The 16,975-nt window shown below is 46.1% G+C and carries 13 protein-coding genes; 9 read left to right on the forward strand and 4 right to left on the reverse strand.

Annotation, left to right across the window (positions count from 1 at the left end; translation table 11 throughout):
- Positions 1-184: 184 nt before the first annotated feature.
- Positions 185-1,537 carry an MATE family efflux transporter gene (locus tag Q365_RS0117520; RefSeq protein WP_028024568.1) on the reverse strand — a complete coding sequence of 451 codons (1,353 nt, stop codon included), beginning with the start codon at positions 1,535-1,537 and terminating at the stop codon, positions 185-187.
- A gap of 207 nt (positions 1,538-1,744) precedes the next feature.
- Here Q365_RS0117520 and Q365_RS0117530 point away from each other — a divergent pair, with 207 nt between their 5' ends.
- The 8 genes from Q365_RS0117530 to mepA all read left to right on the forward strand — a co-directional run bounded on the left by Q365_RS0117530 (position 1,745) and on the right by mepA (position 12,612).
- Positions 1,745-3,553: an IucA/IucC family protein gene (locus Q365_RS0117530; protein WP_211254267.1), complete on the forward strand. Its 1,809-nt coding sequence runs from the start codon at positions 1,745-1,747 to the stop codon at positions 3,551-3,553.
- Positions 3,540-5,267: an IucA/IucC family protein gene (locus Q365_RS0117535; RefSeq protein ID WP_028024571.1), complete on the forward strand. Its 1,728-nt coding sequence runs from the start codon at positions 3,540-3,542 to the stop codon at positions 5,265-5,267. The genes Q365_RS0117530 and Q365_RS0117535 overlap by 14 nt, the downstream gene beginning before the upstream one ends.
- Before the next feature lie 10 nt (positions 5,268-5,277).
- Positions 5,278-6,534, forward strand: a complete 1,257-nt coding sequence (locus Q365_RS0117540; RefSeq protein ID WP_028024572.1) for an AMP-binding protein — start codon at positions 5,278-5,280, stop codon at positions 6,532-6,534.
- Between the two features lie 9 nt (positions 6,535-6,543).
- The gene (locus Q365_RS0117545; RefSeq protein ID WP_028024573.1) at positions 6,544-7,818 is read left to right on the forward strand and encodes a DUF6005 family protein; all 1,275 of its coding nucleotides are present in this window, start codon (positions 6,544-6,546) and stop codon (positions 7,816-7,818) included.
- Between the two features lies 1 nt (position 7,819).
- On the forward strand, positions 7,820-8,650 hold the full coding sequence (locus tag Q365_RS0117550) for a sugar phosphate isomerase/epimerase family protein (RefSeq protein WP_028024574.1): 831 nt from the start codon (positions 7,820-7,822) through the stop codon (positions 8,648-8,650).
- Positions 8,651-8,791: 141 nt separating this feature from the next.
- Entirely contained in the window at positions 8,792-9,496 is a 705-nt protein-coding gene (locus Q365_RS0117555) for a response regulator transcription factor (RefSeq protein ID WP_028024575.1), read from the forward strand.
- Positions 9,497-9,645: 149 nt separating this feature from the next.
- Entirely contained in the window at positions 9,646-11,571 is a 1,926-nt protein-coding gene (locus tag Q365_RS0117560) for a TonB-dependent receptor domain-containing protein (RefSeq protein ID WP_028024576.1), read from the forward strand.
- A gap of 204 nt (positions 11,572-11,775) precedes the next feature.
- Positions 11,776-12,612 carry a penicillin-insensitive murein endopeptidase gene (gene mepA / locus Q365_RS0117565; RefSeq protein ID WP_081796292.1) on the forward strand — a complete coding sequence of 279 codons (837 nt, stop codon included), beginning with the start codon at positions 11,776-11,778 and terminating at the stop codon, positions 12,610-12,612.
- A gap of 55 nt (positions 12,613-12,667) precedes the next feature.
- Here mepA and Q365_RS0117570 read toward each other — a convergent pair whose 3' ends face one another.
- Positions 12,668-12,922, reverse strand: coding sequence for a YfhL family 4Fe-4S dicluster ferredoxin (locus Q365_RS0117570; RefSeq protein WP_028024578.1), 255 nt, complete (start codon positions 12,920-12,922; stop codon positions 12,668-12,670).
- 3 nt (positions 12,923-12,925) lie between these two features.
- Positions 12,926-14,317, reverse strand: coding sequence for a prephenate-dependent tRNA uridine(34) hydroxylase TrhP (trhP, locus tag Q365_RS0117575; RefSeq protein ID WP_028024579.1), 1,392 nt, complete (start codon positions 14,315-14,317; stop codon positions 12,926-12,928).
- Between the two features lie 260 nt (positions 14,318-14,577).
- On the opposite strand from trhP, the gene Q365_RS0117580 reads away from it, so the two are divergent.
- A complete protein-coding gene (locus Q365_RS0117580) occupies positions 14,578-15,852 on the forward strand; it encodes a peptidoglycan DD-metalloendopeptidase family protein (RefSeq protein WP_028024580.1) in 1,275 nt (424 codons plus the stop codon).
- A gap of 134 nt (positions 15,853-15,986) precedes the next feature.
- Here the strand turns inward: Q365_RS0117580 and rdgC are convergent, their stop codons facing one another.
- Positions 15,987-16,901, reverse strand: coding sequence for a recombination-associated protein RdgC (gene rdgC / locus Q365_RS0117585; protein ID WP_028024581.1), 915 nt, complete (start codon positions 16,899-16,901; stop codon positions 15,987-15,989).
- Positions 16,902-16,975: the final 74 nt, after the last annotated feature.

Raw genomic sequence — 16,975 nt, forward strand, 5'->3', positions numbered from 1 at the left:
GCTTGAGTCCCGGACGTGCGCGTCCCCGGCCGTTCCGCCATTTATTAAGAAGCCTCGCTAGCAATAGCGGGGCTTTTTATCGTCTGTAGGTTTTGGATATAACAGATCCGTCTATTCTTGTCTTGCTTCCATCACTTTCCGTAAGCCCAAGCATTCATGCTTGGGCTTTTTGACGTTTAGAGGTTTAGATATAAGCGGGGCATGGAGGTTTCTGCCTTTTTTGGTGAATCACAAACAAGGTAATCGCTAACGTTAACGTGACAAGTTCGGCGATCGGTAGGGCGGTAAGAAAGTGCGTTTGCTTAAAGTATATTGAGAAGATCAGAAGGAAGAGTACGGGAAGTAGTAGCCCTCTGCTGAGAGCGATGATTGTCGATTGCAGTGGCTTTTGTATCGCGGTGAAGTAGGCGGATATTAGAACATTGAGGCCACTGAACATCAGGCAAGGCCAGATAATCTTAAGATACAGCAATGCTCTTTGTTGCGAAGCGTTTTCTATATCAGAGAGGAACAACTGAGAGAGATGATGAGGGTATAGCGTGCAGACTATAACGAGTACGCTACTAATACTTAGAATCGTTATTGCCGCTAACAACATAAACTGTCTGATACGACGAATATGCCCAGCCCCAAGGTTTTGACTCACTAGAATATGGATAGCATCAACGATGCCATAGTACGCCATCATACTGATGAAAAGCACATAATTGGCAATGGAGAAGCCTGCAATAGCCGCGTCATCGCCTTCAATGAGCAAAAGCCAGTGAACTGTGAAGATCACGATACCTACGGATATTTCATTAATGAATTCAGAGAAACCGTTGATGAGCGCACGTGCTGATTCTTTTAGTTTTAGTCCCTTTAACGTTAACGTAAGCGTTCTGCGCTTTCGTTTAAAAAAACAAAGCAATATAGCGAGTTGAATACACTGCGCAAAGGTGGTTGCCCAAGCAGCCCACTCGATGCCTAGCTGTAAATAGCCAAGAAACAGCACGTCTAGCGCAATGTTTGTCAGTGAGCCAATAATCAGAGCTGTTGTTGCTAATACGGGAAAACCATCAGCACGTACAAAGTAGTACAACACCATGGTGCTCAACTGGATGATTAGGCAATAAGACATAATCCCAAAGTAGCTATCCATAGCTGGGTGTATAGAGAGGGGGGCATTGAGCGCTTCAAACAGATACTCACTGTTTGGTGTCACTAACAGCGCCATTGAAACTGTAAATAGCCCTGCGCAGAGTAGAGATTGGGAGAAGATGGCATCAGCTTTTTTCTGCTTCTTTTCACCTATATACCTTCCCGCTAATACCGTACCTCCTATCGCAATCATCAGGCAGACTGAAAACATAAACGTAAAGTAAGGAATAAGCAGGTTAATAGAAGCAAGTGCCCCTGCGCCTAGATAGCGTCCAACAAATATCCCATCAACAATACTGGCACTGGATATCGCCAGTAGTCCAACAAGTGAAGGCAGTGCGAAATAGAAGAACGTTGGAACGACCGGAGCATCAGTAATACGGTTTTGAGTAGTCATTGAAAGTCATGCGTTACGATAAAACGCATATCTTGTGCGAGTGAAAGGAACTTCGCTATGTGGAAAATGCGAATGTGAGATCTTTCTGGAGGGGCGTTGTAACAAAAGTAACAGTTAGTGAAATGAGAATCAATATCAATTAGAGTTCTCAGCCTTGTCGAATGTAGCGCTTCAAACAGTGTTACTTGCTTTGAAGGTGAGGTCATTTTGAGCCAAAACGCAAAAGTCATCGCAGAGATTGCTTCATTTCAAGCATTCTTCAACTGCTATCTAAAAGAGATAGATGAAGGGCACTGGTATACCGCGAAGCAATGGAAAGATGCGGGGAATACCATCTTATTAGAAGACGGTACCTGGGTGGTCGAAACGCCCCTATCCACCCATAGTTCTAAACTTGCTATTACTGTCAGCTATCGCACTTTGGTTGGTTGCCACCAATTTTCTCGCGCTTATCTATTTCATTCTTCATATCGCAACTGGCAGGAAGTGCCTTTCTCTAGTGCCTTGCGACTCCTTATCGAAACTATTTTCTCATCCAATGTCTTTTCGACATTTAGCGTTCAGCGTGAAACGAACAAACATGAACTGCTCTCCAGAGTGGCTGAAAGCTGCTCATTGATGGAGGCCTATATTGCACAGAGATTGGGCGATCCTAGGTTAACGAGCACGGATTTTATCGATGCGGAACAGTCTCTATTATTTGGGCACTGGCAGCATCCAACACCTAAGAGTCGTCAAGGGATGCTTGATTATCATCATGCTTATTATGCCCCTGAAACGAAAGGGCGTTTCTCGTTGCACTACTTCAGTGTCTCTCGCCGTCTTATCTGTCAGCGCTCGGCATTGAATATTTCAGCTGAGGAAATCATCGCATCGTCACTGCCCATTTCATCAACGATAAATGATGATCACCTCGTGATGCCAATGCACCCCCTGCAAGCTCAATGGCTTATTCATCAACCGAGTGTTCGCCAACTTATTGCTGATGGTTTAGTCGTGGATCTTGGCATGCAGGGCGCTGAGTTCACAGCAACATCGTCTGTTCGCTCACTCTACAGTTTTCAGCTCTCATGGATGTATAAATTCTCGTTACCCGTCAAAATCACAAATTCATTACGGGTGAACAAAAGACATGAGTTGGATGCAGGCGTCGTGATGGCGACGCTATATCGAAAAACAGGCTTCAGCGAGGCTTATCCTCAATTCAAGATCATCACAGATCCAGCATATATAACGGTTGTCTTGCCGGACCAAAGAGAAACGGGCTTTGAAGTCATCATTAGAGAAAATCCATTCTCAGAAGGAAAGGATAGCAATGTTGTCACCATAGCAGCGCTAACCCAAGAAGCGCTTCCTGATGAAACATCGATGCTTTCGCGATTTGTAGAAGCGATTGCAGTAAGGGAAACATCCTCGCTATCTCAAGCATCCATAAAATGGTTTGCCAAGTATTGGGAATGCAGTATTGAACCCATGTTAAAACTCTATGATGAGCATGGCATCGCCTTGGAAGCTCATCAGCAAAATAGCGTTATTAAGCTGGAGAGTGGTTATCCGTCGGTCTATTACTTCAGAGACAACCAAGGTTTCTATCTGTCTAACGCTTACAGAGATCACCTTGCAGTCATGGATCCTGAGTCTGTTACTGTTGATGCCCTGTATTTTAACGATGACGTTATTTGTCACCGGTTTGCTTATTACCTTCTGATTAATAATTTGTTCTCCATCATTGGTCGTTTAGGCGCTGATGGCTTAGTCGAAGAAAGGATGTTGGTCAGCTTTGTTCAGCAGCGCCTTTTGGCGTTGCGTCGCGTATTCACGGGGGCTGGCACCCTATTTGTCGACCAACTGCTTTCTCAATCCAGTATTCCAGCTAAAGGCAATTTGCTCACTCGCGTTCATGATGTTGATGAACTCACCGTCGAAAACGAGCAAGCAATTTACTGCCAAATTCCGAACCCGCTAGTCATGACCTGTTTAGAAGAAGCAACGGAGGTTCGCTATGCCTCTGCCTAAATGCGAACGACTGCCACCTGAAGTAAGGGTGATTAAGCAATTACTTGAAGCTTTACTGTTTGAAAAACTTGTTGAAGTGTCTGTTTCATCTTGTACTGATGATTTGGCATGGCTTATGGGAAACCGTGAGTATTGCGTGAAGGGAAAAATTGGTGCATTTGGTCGGTATCGATTAACCATTAATAGCCTGAAAATCAATGAACGACCGATCGATGTTAGTTGCGAGTGGCTATCGATTATTGATGACCTTCCGACAACGCAAGACATCAAAAAGGCACTCATTGATGAATTTATTCAAACGGCGCAACTAAGTCGTTGGAACTCGCAGTACTTACCCAAACGACTATCTCGACGTTCATCAAGTTACTCAGAATTAGAGCATCAATTAGATGAAGGCCATCCGTATCACCCTTCTTTTAAAGCACGAACGGGCTTTGATGATGCAGCTCATCGAGCCTTTGGGCCTGAAGCGGGCAACACCTTTAATTTATGTTGGCTGGCGGTTCGCCTTCCTCACCTAAAGCAAATGTTGCCAACGAAGCACACTGACTTTTGGTTGAATGAACTTGGGCCTAGTCAATGGAATCGGCTTTCTGGAGCGCTACGTGCTCACGATGAAACCTGGGACGAGTATGGCTTGCTGCCCATTCATCCTTGGCAATGGCAACAATTAAAAGACAAATGGCTAGCCAACCATCTTGAGAATAGAAACATCATCTTTTTAGGCATTGGAGCAGATAGATACGCAGCAACGCAATCAGTTAGAACGCTGCTTAATAAATATGTGCCACTGCACCCAAACGTAAAATTGCCTTTGAATATGGTGAACACCTCCTCTCATCGAAATTTAGCGGCGCACTCGGTTTGTCTTGCCCCACTGGTCTCTCAATGGCTTCAAAATATCATCAGTAGCGATACCGAGTTGAAAGGGCTGAGTATTTTGAATGAATACGCGGGTGCTAGGTTCTCGGATGATTCGCTGGATCTAGATCTATCGCCTGAATGTGGTCAGTTGGCAGTTATCTATAGAGAAAGTGTCGAAGGGCACTTGAAGGGAGGGGAGGAGGCTGTTCCGTTCAATGCCATCATGATGGTTGAAAATGACGGCCTGCCGTTCATTGCGGATTGGGTTGAACGTTACGGACTTGATGTATGGCTCGAACAGCTTATCGAGGTGGCGGTAACACCCATTTGGCACCTTCTGGTTAAGCACGGGATAGGTATAGAACCTCATGGTCAGAATATGGTGCTTGTACATCGTGATGGATGGCCTGAACGAATTATTGTTCGCGATTTTCATGAAAGCGTCGAATACCACGAGTCGTTTATTCGTGATGTCGACGCAGTGCCAAACTTTGCTGAGATTGAGCCTTCGCTAATCCAAGCCCCGCTTGACGATTATTACGCCATGAGTTCGGTTGAACTGTTGCGAGAACTCGTCATGGATACCTTGTTCATCTACAACCTTGCTGAAGTCTCTCACCTTATCAGCACCTTCTATCCTTTGCCCGAGAGCGAATTTTGGCGACGTGTTTCCCATAAGCTCGACAATTACGAAAAGCATCACCCTGAACTTGCCGAACGCTTTTCATTGTTGGGATGTCGCGCCCCTGAAATTCTTACCGAGTCTCTTATAACAAGAAAGCTCACGGCCAGTAGCGCCGAGTGCCACCACCGTATTCCAAACCCACTGTCTAAATCGCATTTTGAATAATAGGGACGTTATGATTTTCGTTAACGATAAATTCTATGGTCATGAATATTTTTATGACGCTTACGAGGCATTTAAAGCCGATCCCATTCTTGGTGACTGTGTCGGCAAACGCTTTGCAGTATGCAGCGATGATCCTGCATATGTGCTGTCTGTTTGCCTGTATTTACGTCAACACGGTGGCTCTTTCTACCCGATTTTTTCACCAACACCTCGCCTCGCAGCAAAGCGCCTTGCGAACCGCGCGGAATGCCATTTCTTATTGTTTGATAAGAATCAACCAGCGATGACCTTGCAAAATAGCAAGGTGGATGAAGAAGCGGTGCTTGTTCAAACCAGCTCTGGAACGACGGGTGAGCCAAAGGTGATTACCCGTACTTGGCAATCCATTGCTGAAGAGGTGGAAAATTACGTGGATTTCTTCTCTCTCCCACAAACCATGACACCGCTTATTGCATGTCCCATAACGCATTCCTATGGGTTGATTGCAGGGGTTCTCGTGGCGTTAAAACGAGGATTAACGCCTGTCATTATTAATAACATCAACCCGAAATACTTATTGAAAACCTTATTGAATACTCCAAATCACTTGTTGTATTCATCTCCAGCCTTGATTAATTCAGTTGTTCAGCTCTACCCAAGAGATCAGATGTTACATGCAGTTATGACGTCAGGCACGGTACTTCCGGAGGCTTGGTTTGATGCACTGAGAAAGAAAACGAAGCACGTCTTTCAGCAGTATGGATGCTCAGAAGCTGGATGTATCTCCATTAATCCTTACACGCTGACAGCAAATCAAATAGGGCTACCGCTGCCGCATCTCAGTGTGAAAGCTGGCACCAGCGCTTCATCTCCTGAGGAAATAGTGATCATCAACGGCAACCGCACGATTAACACCCAAGATCTGGGGTACCTCGACGATAAAGGCGAGCTCTATTTCATTTCCCGTTGCGACGACATGATTAACGTATCCGGGCTGAATGTGTATCCACAAGATATTGAAAATGTGGTGCTTGAAATGCCTGAGGTGTCGGAAGCTATTGTGTTTAAACGCCCAGACCCGTTTTCAGGAGATCGTGTTTGCCTGCAGTTTATTGCTTCTGGTCAATTGGAACCGAGTCTAATCCGTCATTGGTGTGGCACGAGGTTAGCTGCATATCAATTGCCTGTGGATATCGAACAATGCGAAGAAATTGAAAAGATGGCAAACGGGAAGATTAATCGAAAAGCACTTTCACAAAGCAAGATTTCAATTCCGGCGATAGGGTAGGGGGACACCATGCAGCGCAAAGACATTATCGAATCAATCCGACAAGTGCTGGCGGAAAACATGCAAAGCCGACATATGGGCAGCTTTAGTGAATCGGCAAAGTTAAATGAGGATCTGTACTTAGATTCGGTGCTAATTCTTCAGCTTATTCTCCATTTGGAACTCGATTTAGGCTTAAGCGTGCCAGATGAAAATATCACTGCCTCAGACTATTCAACTGTCTCAAGCTTGGCTGACTTCTTGTGTCGAATGAATAGCAAAACAGAGGAGGTAGACGAGACTGTCACTGAAGAGTTTGAAGACGTAAAAGTGCATTGCTTCGTAAGCTGTGTATGCGAGTCTTTAAAGCGTAAAGGAATTGATCACCGTCCGTTTTACTTTGGCGTGTGGGATGCCACCTTCACCATCAGTGAAAACTTCCAGCTTCAATACCACTCAGACGGTATTAATCATGATCAGTTTCTTTTGTGGTATGAGCGTCTCTTCGGTGTTCGTCTAGATTCTTGGTACAAAGAACAAGCGTCGAAACAAGAAAATATTCAAGAAATGAATAGGTTGCTGTCTGATAAGTCAAAAACAACGAATCTGATGGTGATGTTGGATATGTACCAACTGCCCGAACGAGAAAATAAATTTAGCCAGAATCCCTTCCCTCATTACGTCATGTTAGAGAACACTGATGACCCTAACAAACTTATGATGCTGGATCCTGATTTTCGCTGGGAGGGCGAAATCGATCGCCAACGAGTCTTGAATGCCATTGCGCAGCCGAGTGTGGCGGGTGGTTATGTGTTTGATGATCAGAATTTAATGCATGCGAAGCCCGAAGATGTGAAAGCCTACTTTGACGCCTGCTTCATTTCTTCATCGAACCCACTTACTGATGCTATTCGCACCATACTCAATGCGCATCTATCCGGTGCTCAAGACATTTCCTTGTCCGACTTGAGCCTCGCGTTACGCGAGACCCGTGTTATCGCCGTGCGCAAATACGCCTATGAACATGGCTTTGCATTTTTTTGGCGAGCACTCGGCTTACCCGAAGATGATTTTGAACGATGGTGCGATGTCATTGAAGAGTTGATTCAGACCTATTCATCGATTCAGTATCAAATTATGAAGCTTGCTCAGACAAAAGAACTTTCCCTTCAAGTCGCCATTTATGCATTGCTAAACAAGCAAAACAAAAATGAAATGCGCATTAAAAAGCGTCTTCATGAAGTGTATCTAGACTGGTGTGAGCTGAATGACTTACCCATTGAAACCTGTGCAGAGGCTGTGTGATATGCAGCTATCAATTTGTACGATTTCGTTCCGACATCATCTGGTCTCTTTAGAGAGCATTGCAGAATGGGTGAGGAGTAATGACTTTCAAGGTATTGAACTTTGGGGGGCTCATGCGCTTGGCTTAGAGCATCAGCCTCAATATGACGCTAAATGGCTCAACGAGATGGGGCTTTCTATCTCTATGTTGAGTGACTACTTACCCATTGTTGGTGATGAACGTGAAGCGGAGAAAAAATGTCAGCATATCTGCCGTCTCGCTAACTACTGGGATACATCAAAAGTGCGAACCTTTGCGGGGCATCAAGCGAGTCATAGCGTTGATGCTACGCAGCGAAAGTCGATGGCACGCCGTCTGCATCAGATCTGTTGTTATGCCTCCGATTTAGGGATAGATGTACTTGTAGAGACCCATCCTGGGACACTTGCCGATACGCCAAATTCAATTCTTCAGCTGTTGGATGAGGTCAATCATCCAGCATTGAAACTGAACTTTGACACCTTACATGTTTGGGAGGCAGGTGAAGACCCAGTCGCTTTTCATCAGAAAGTGTCACATTGCATCGGGCATTATCATTTGAAAAATGTGCGTTCGAGAGAGCTGTTAGATGTGTTCTCGCCGGACAATGTTTATTCCCCAGCAGGGAGCCGATATGGCATGGTTCCGCTCTTGGAAGGTGCAATGGACTACCATCGTTTCTTACCAGAGGTGTTGAGAAATGATAATTCAACGGCCTCGTTGGAATGGTTCGGGAACGACGTGAAGAAAACATTACTGGGTGATAAAGCGGCACTTGAATCCGTTCAGCAAAACCTTCGCATGTATTCATGAGGGTAATAATTTCCCCGCCCAACTTATTAGACCCTAATAGTGTGACATTGATCTGATATGTGGTGTGATTAGCTTTTATAAAACGAAATGATATTGATAATCGATCTCATTTATTTGCTATGAAACCACATAGGTGGCGAAATGAATGCACAAGTCGCACAGCACGGAAACACTTTGCTTGTTGTTGAACCCGATAAAAAATACGGAAAAGCGCTTGTTGACGAACTTCAACGCAAAGGTTTCTTGGCACGATGGTGTCTGTCTTCTGGCGAAGCGCTAGCGCTTGAAGAGCAACTTGCGACTGAACTTTTGATGCTATCAAGCTCACTTCCTGAAATGAAAGGCCATTGCTTACTCAAAAATCTGCGCCAAAAGACATCTATTCCGATCGTATTGCTGGCTGAAGAATATTGCCAGCGCACCTGTATCAACAGTTTTATTTATGGCGCAGACGATTACATCACGCGCCAACAACCTTTCAGTGAGATTGTGTGCCGAACGGCCGCAATACTTAGGCGCACGGCGCAACAACCCGCCTCTTTTCATCATTCGCTGATGACTGTTGATCAACTTGTCATGGATAAAAAGCAGCAAGTGGTGACCTATGACGGGCAAAATATCTCTGTTACCCCAATCCAATTTAAGTTGCTTTGGACGTTGGTCGTTCAGCAGCATCAAATCCTGAGTAAAGACTATTTGTATCAACGGGTTCTCTCACGAGAGTTTCAGAAATACGATAGGAGCTTAGATATGCATTTGAGTCGAGTCCGCAAGAAGCTTGTGGCGGCTGGAATGAATGCTGAACGTCTACAAACTGCTCATGGGATTGGGTACTGTTTTTCTTAATCACAGGCTACTGGTGTCAGATACACATCTAAATGATTTAAAAATCAATATCTTAATAGGTTTGTAACAGTTGTAAAATGCGTTTACAGTACACCACGTCTATTTGATAATAATGAAAATCATTATCGTTATCATATGGAAGTAGAAAGATGTTCCAAGGAAGTCGCTTCAAAATATCCCCGCTCAGTGTTGCTGTATGTACCGCGCTTTTCAGCCATATCGCTATCGCAAATACCGACGAGACAGTGGTTGTTACAGGTAACCCGCTTCAAGCAGCAGATGTCTCCATTGATGCTAGCCAGCTTGAGAAGAGCCAAGCTAGCGATCTGAACGATATTTTCCGCACCAGCTCGGAAGTGTCGGTTGGTGGCGGTACGGACTATTCACAAAAAGTCTATGTGCGTGGCCTCGAAGACACCATGCTGAATGTCACCATTGATGGTGCGGTTCAAGCTGGGTCGCTTTTCCACCATCAGGGCAGTTTGTTTATTGAGCCTGAGCTACTTGAACAAGTTGAAGTGTCTGCAGGTGCAGGACGTGCGACTGATGGCGCAGGTGCCTTAGGCGGTGCCATCAAAATGAAAACCAAAGATCCTCGTGCTCTGCTTGAAGCGGGTGAGCAATTTGGTGGTCGTGTTAAAACCACATACTCAGACAATACGGATGGATTTAAAACGTCAGCGACTGGTTATGGCGCACTGAGTGATAAAGTCACCGTTTTGGCATCTTTGGGCTACACCGACCAAGACGATTATGAAGACGGAAACGGTGATACGGCGGAATACACTGGATTTCGTAACAAATTTGGCTTTGCGAAAATCGTCGGTGAACTGACAGATTCACAAACACTCACAGTGAGCTACGAGCGTAAAGAAGACGATGCAACCCGTTATGCGCGTCCTCATATGGGTGACTTCAGTCGAAATTACCCATTGCTGCAGAGCACTTACCGCGATACTGCAACGCTAAATTATCTTGTAGATTCAGACAGCACTTGGCTGAACCTAGATACCACATTCTATTACACCGATTTGAACCTTGAACGTTTCAACGACCCTAGATTCGGCACTTACATCGGTAATACCGAGTCAATCGGTGGTGATATTCGCAACACACCTGATTTCGAACAGTTCACGCTAATTTATGGCACCGACTTCCGCAGCGATGAATCCACATTTAGCGGCAGTAACCAAACATTCGTTGATAAAGGCGATCAATTTGGTGTTTACCTTCAAGGTGATTACAACGCGACAGAGTCTTTGATGCTCAGTGCTGGTGCGCGTTATGACCACTATGCGTTAGATGAAGATCTACGTGATGGTGACTCTCGCTCGACAGGTACTGACATTTCTGACAGCGGCTTTAGCCCGAATGCAGTGGCTACCTATTTCATCACTGAAGATGTGAACGTCATTCTTGGTTATGCAGAGGCGTTCCGTGGTCCTCAGGTTGGCGAGTTGTGGCTGTTGGATTATGCCTATAGCTCTAATGACCGTAAGGGCGAGACAGCCAAAAATACGGAGCTGACTGTTAACTGGCGCTTTGACAACGGCTATCTGTCTGCACAAGTGTTTGATAGTAAAATTGAAGATGTGGTTGACCGTGATAGCAGTGTTTTCGAAAACGTTGGTACGTTAGATAACCAAGGTTATACGGTTTCTGCGGGTTACCAATTAGAGAGTATTGCCGCGACAATTAGCTACACCAAAGCAGAACCAGAGCTAAATGGTGTCCCTTTGAGTGATAGTGACATGAACATCGGCACGTCGATTGGTGACACATTAGTGACCAGTGTGAATTACTTCGCGATGGAAGATCTTGAATTTGGCTGGACCGGACGCTTTGTTAGCCGTTTGACGGATGTGCCTGAAGGTTCAGAGGAGAAGCCAGGCTATGGCGTTCATGATTTGTATGCACAGTGGATGCCAGTGAACGGCGAAGATCTTACTCTAACGGCGTCAATCAAGAACGTGTTCGACAAAGCTTATCGTGACCAAGCGAGCTTGAGTGAAGATTACAATGGTACGTTTGAACCGGGACGCAATATCAAACTCGGTGTGAACTGGGGCTTCTAATTGGCCATGAAAGAGGAGTGTGAGCGTCTCTTTTATTGCGCCTGAGACAGGCCATTGTTTTTACCAAAAGGAGAAGCTGAGCTTCTCCTTTTTTGATTCTGCTTACAATTCTCTCCATTGCTTGGCGCGTTAAGTTACTCATCACCCCTCGCAGTCAGTCTAGGCTGCTAAGATCGTAGAGACACTCTTTGCTGTGGGGCTGAAATGACCAAAACCATATTCATGCTTTTTCTATTGGCTTTGTTTTTATGGGGATTAGAAATGGCATTTGCCAATGAATGGGAACGTGTTGATGCCCCCGCTCAAGGCAAAGATCAATCCATCGGCAGTTATGCCAATGGGTGTCTTCAAGGCGGAGAAGCCATGCCGCTGGTGGGGGATGGCTACCAAGTTATTCGACCATCAAGAAACCGCTACTATGGTCATCCAGATATGATTGCATATCTCACGAAGCTCGCGGCGAGAACCAAAGGTTTTGGTCTTGATGATTTGTTGATTGCAGATATTTCGATGCCTCGTGGAGGGAACTTTACGAGCGGGCATTCCAGTCACCAAACGGGGCTTGATGCGGATATCTGGTTGAGCTTTGCGCCGGAAAGACTCAAACAGAGCACCATCGAAAAACCGACCGCGATCAGCATGGTGGATCTCAAATCCTATTCGTTGCGTCGAGACAATTGGCTTGAGGATCATGCTGTTCTTTTCCAAGTGGCAGCGTCAGAGCCTGAAGTCGCTCGTATCTTTGTTCATCCTGTGATCAAGGAGACCCTGTGTGACATGAACTGGGAGGATCGGTCTTGGCTACAAAAAGTGAGGCCGTGGTGGGGGCACCATTATCACATGCATGTGCGATTACGCTGTCCTGACGGAAATGCCTCCTGTGTTGACCAAGCAACGCCGCCGAAAGGGGATGGTTGTGGCAGTGAACTGATCAGTTGGCGACCGAAGCCGAAAGATGAGCAGGAAAAAGTCGTCACGACAAAAAAGAAAAAGCGAGTGAAAGTGAAACCTCAGCATTGCTTGATGGTGCTTAGTCAGTGAAGAGTTGGGTATTCATTTATCGCAGCCAATAAAAAAGCGCCTTTCGGCGCTTTTCTTATGCTAGACCCTGAAGGGTAACGAACTTCTCTAATAGTTCATCGTTCGTTTCACGATGATCTGGATCGATAATGATGCAGTTCGTGATCGGGCAAACCGACTGACAGGTTGGCTTTTCATAGTGACCCACGCATTCCGTGCATTTGTCTGGATCGATCTCGTAGATCTCAGCGCCGAACGTGATGGCATCGTTCGGACACTCAGGATCGCACATGTCGCAGTTAATGCACTTCTCGGTGATCAATAGCGCCATTGATTACGCACTCACTGTCTGAATGGTATTTGGGTTGCGGGTGTTCGCACCGTCGACCAAGTTACGCATAAGCAGACCGAAATCTAGGTTCATGTCTTCTGGCATTGGGATAAAGACAAAGTGACCATTGCCTTTCGCATCGTCGATCACTTCACTCTTACGGTTTTCCATTGTTTCTAGCGTGAAGACTACATTGCCGTTTGGCGTCATCACTTCCAGTGAATCACCCACAACAAATTTGTTTTTCACTTCAACTTCCGCCAAATCACCACGACGTTTACCTGTGAACTCACCGACAAACTGCTGGGCATCTGAAACAGAGTAACCGTAGTCGTAGTTTTGGTATTCACTGTGGTTGTGACGACGAAGGAATCCTTCGGTGTAACCGCGGTGCGCTAGGCTTTCTAGCGTACCCATCAAGGTTTCATCGAACGGCTTACCCGCTACCGCGTCATCAATCGCTTTACGATAGACTTGCGCAGTACGTGCACAGTAGTAGAAAGACTTAGTACGGCCTTCGATTTTCAGCGAGTGAACACCCATCTTGGTCAAACGTTCAACGTGCTGGATAGCGCGAAGATCTTTTGAGTTCATGATGTAAGTGCCGTGCTCGTCTTCAAATGCCGCCATTTTTTCTTCTGGGCGGTGCGCTTCGCTCAATAGCACCACTTCGTCAGTTGGCTTGCCGAGACCCAGTGTATTGTCTGGGCGCTCTTCGACGTCTTGAACTTGAACAGCGTCTTGAATCTCAACGATTTGACCGGTTTCGTCTTCTTGGGCTTTCTCTGCTTTGTATTCCCAACGGCATGCATTGGTGCAAGTGCCTTGGTTAGGGTCACGTTTGTTGATGTAACCAGAAAGCAGGCAGCGGCCAGAGTAAGCCATGCAAAGTGCACCATGAACGAAGATTTCAATCTCCATTTCAGGCACTTCTTTACGCACTTCTTCGATTTCTTCTAAAGACAGTTCACGTGAAAGGATCACGCGCTCAATGCCTTGGGTTTGCCAGAACTTCACCGTGGCCCAGTTAACCGCATTCGCTTGAACTGACAAGTGAATCGACATGTCAGGGAATGCTTCGCGTACCATCATGATCAGGCCTGGGTCAGACATGATTAGGGCATCAGGGCCCATATCAACAACAGGCTTCAGATCGCGAATGAAGGTTTTTAGCTTCGAGTTGTGCGGCTGAATATTACACACCACGTAGAACTTTTTACCCAGAGCATGGGCTTCATCGATACCGATTTGAAGGTTCTCATGGTTGAATTCGTTGTTACGCACACGAAGGCTGTAACGCGGTTGGCCTGCGTAAACGGCATCAGCGCCGTAAGCAAAGGCATAACGCATGTTTTTTAGGCTGCCAGCAGGCGATAGAAGTTCTGGTACAAACATATTCTTAGCTTCTGTTGTCTGAGTGTAAGTCAGGCCACATCGGACTTGATGTGGAATAGCGGGCGATTTTACTGTGATCTTGTTAACATAGCCAGTTCCATTCTGGAAACCAATCGAAGAAAATGGTGTCTTTCTTATGGCCTGCTGATTTACGCATTTGCAGTGCATAAATTGACATAGTGATGTAACGAATTGTACGGTGCTTGATTATACTGAGGCCTGTAGCTTTCATTGATTGAGCAACATTGAGAAGTGGATTGATGTACGAAAAGAAAACCAAGACGTTTAGTAAGCTGTCTAAAACGATGCTTGGCTTGATGGGGCTGTCCCTCATCACAATGGCAGTTTCCGTATCGGTGAACATGAAAAATGACCCGATCAGAATTATCCCATTGAATCTTACCGACTCCGTGATGCCAACTCAGCCAGCGGTCGAGCTAGAGGCTGAAAGCGCGATTGATCTCCCTGCCTATGAATACACCATTCAATCTGGAGATAGCCTCAGCGAAATCTTCATGAAGCTGGGCATTCCTTATAGTGATTTGCTTCAGTTGATGGAAGCTGACCTCAATCACCTGCGTATTGATACCTTGCAACCCGGCGACATTCTTCGCTTTTGGATTGATGGGGCGGCAAAGCACCTTGAGAAGCTCGAGCTAGAATTTAATATCGCCGAAAAAGTGCAGTATCAGCGCTTGGGTGATGAAGGCTACGAGCTGGTTGAAGTCAATATTCCTGGCAACTGGATTCAAACCGTTACAACGGGAGATATCAAAGGAAGCTTTTCTGTATCTGCACGTCGAGCAGGGCTTAGCTACAACGACGTAGCGGCGATAACGACCTTGCTTAAAGATAAGATTAACTTCTCTCGCGATCTACGAGCGGGTGACAAGTTTGAAGTGGTACGTGCTGAGCAGTTTGTTGAAGGCCAGCCAAGTGGCAATCGAGAAATCCAAGCCATTCGTATTGAACGACGCGGCGCGCCTATTACGGCTTACTTGCATGATGATGGCAATTATTACGATAGAAGCGGCGAAAGCCTGCAGCGCGCTTTCCAGCGATATCCTACGGCGAGTAAAAAGCGTATCAGCTCAGGCTTTAATCCGAAGCGTAAACACCCAGTGACGGGTCGAGTGTCACCACATAATGGCACTGACTTTGCGGTTCCGACAGGTACACCTGTGGTTTCGACCGGTGACGGTGTTATCGTCATGGTGCGCAATCACCCGTATGCAGGTAAGTACATCGTTGTGGATCATGGCAACCAATTCCGCACTCGCTACTTACACAACAGCAAAATTTTGGTGCGAAAAGGTCAGCGAGTGACCCGCGGTCAGCGCATTGCTTTATCAGGGCGTAGTGGTCGAGTCACTGGGCCGCATATTCACTATGAGCTGTTGATACGTGGTCGAGCGGTTAACCCCATGACGGCCAAAATCCCAATGGCGACGTCAGTGTCTCGCCAAGAGATGACTGACTTTAAAAAATCCGTCGCGGCATTCGACAAGATGATGCTGGCGCAGCAATTCAAATAATTCGCAGCAGGCTTTGTCGTTTGTCGTCATAGCTTTTGATGGCAAGTGAACGGCGAAGCAGAAATAAAAAGGGGCATCATAGTGATGCCCCTTTCTGATCGTGTTTGATCGTGTTCTTGTTCCAGTCTGCTGTGTTAGTCAGTGGATTTTTCTATGCCATCCAGCTCTTCATAGAGGTTTGGCAAGAAAGCGCCGAGTTCACCACACATCAGAGACAGATCCGCATCAAGGCGCTGAGCCATGTCTTCACGGTCGATGTCTGCGTTTTGGTCGCGCAGCTCTTCAGAGAACTTAATGCGTTTGATAGACATATCATCGCAAAGCATCAGATCGATGCGGTCTTGCCAATTTAGTGCAAGCTTGGTCACCAATTTTTCCGCTTCGATGTGCGCGAGGATTTCGTCACTCGACAGATCTTGTTGCTTACAGCGGATCACGCCACCTTGCTCCAAAATCGCTTTCAGCTCCGCTTCATCACCAATGGTGAAACCTTTCGGCGCAGCATTAGAGCGAACCCATTCGGTCATCGCGAGCTCGACGGGTTTGTTGGTTTCAACAGGAACCACTGGCAGGCTACCCAATGATTTACGCAGCAACGCCAGAATATCTTCCGCTTTTTTAGCGCTACCTGCATCGACAATCACAAAGCCAAGTTTTGGCATGATCAACGCGTAAGTTTGGCTCAAGCGGCTAAAGGCACGCGGCAGCAAATCCATCACGATGTCATCTTTGATGCTGTCTTTTTCTTTCTTCTTCAGCGGGCGACCTTGCTCTGTTTCCATTGCATCAACACGCGCATTTAGCGAGTCTTTGATGACAGAAGCAGGAAGCATTTTTTCTTCTTTACGCGCACAGATCAGCAGGTTGCCATCGCTAACGTGAGTCATCATGTCGCCATGTTTACCTAACGCAGTGGTCCAGCCAAATTTTTGCATGTCTTGGCTGCCGCAAGGCGTGAAGCGAAACTCAGCCAATTGCTTCTCAATGTGGTCTGGGTCGAGGTCGATGTCTCGAGTAAGGCGGTAGGCAAAAATATTTTTGAACCAAATCATGACGAGGCTTTATCCATCCGGTAATGACAAAGGCCACATGGTATTGCATTCATAGCAGAATGTCGCTCCAA

Source organism: Enterovibrio calviensis DSM 14347 (assembly GCF_000621165.1).
In the GTDB taxonomy this organism is placed as follows: domain Bacteria; phylum Pseudomonadota; class Gammaproteobacteria; order Enterobacterales; family Vibrionaceae; genus Enterovibrio; species Enterovibrio calviensis.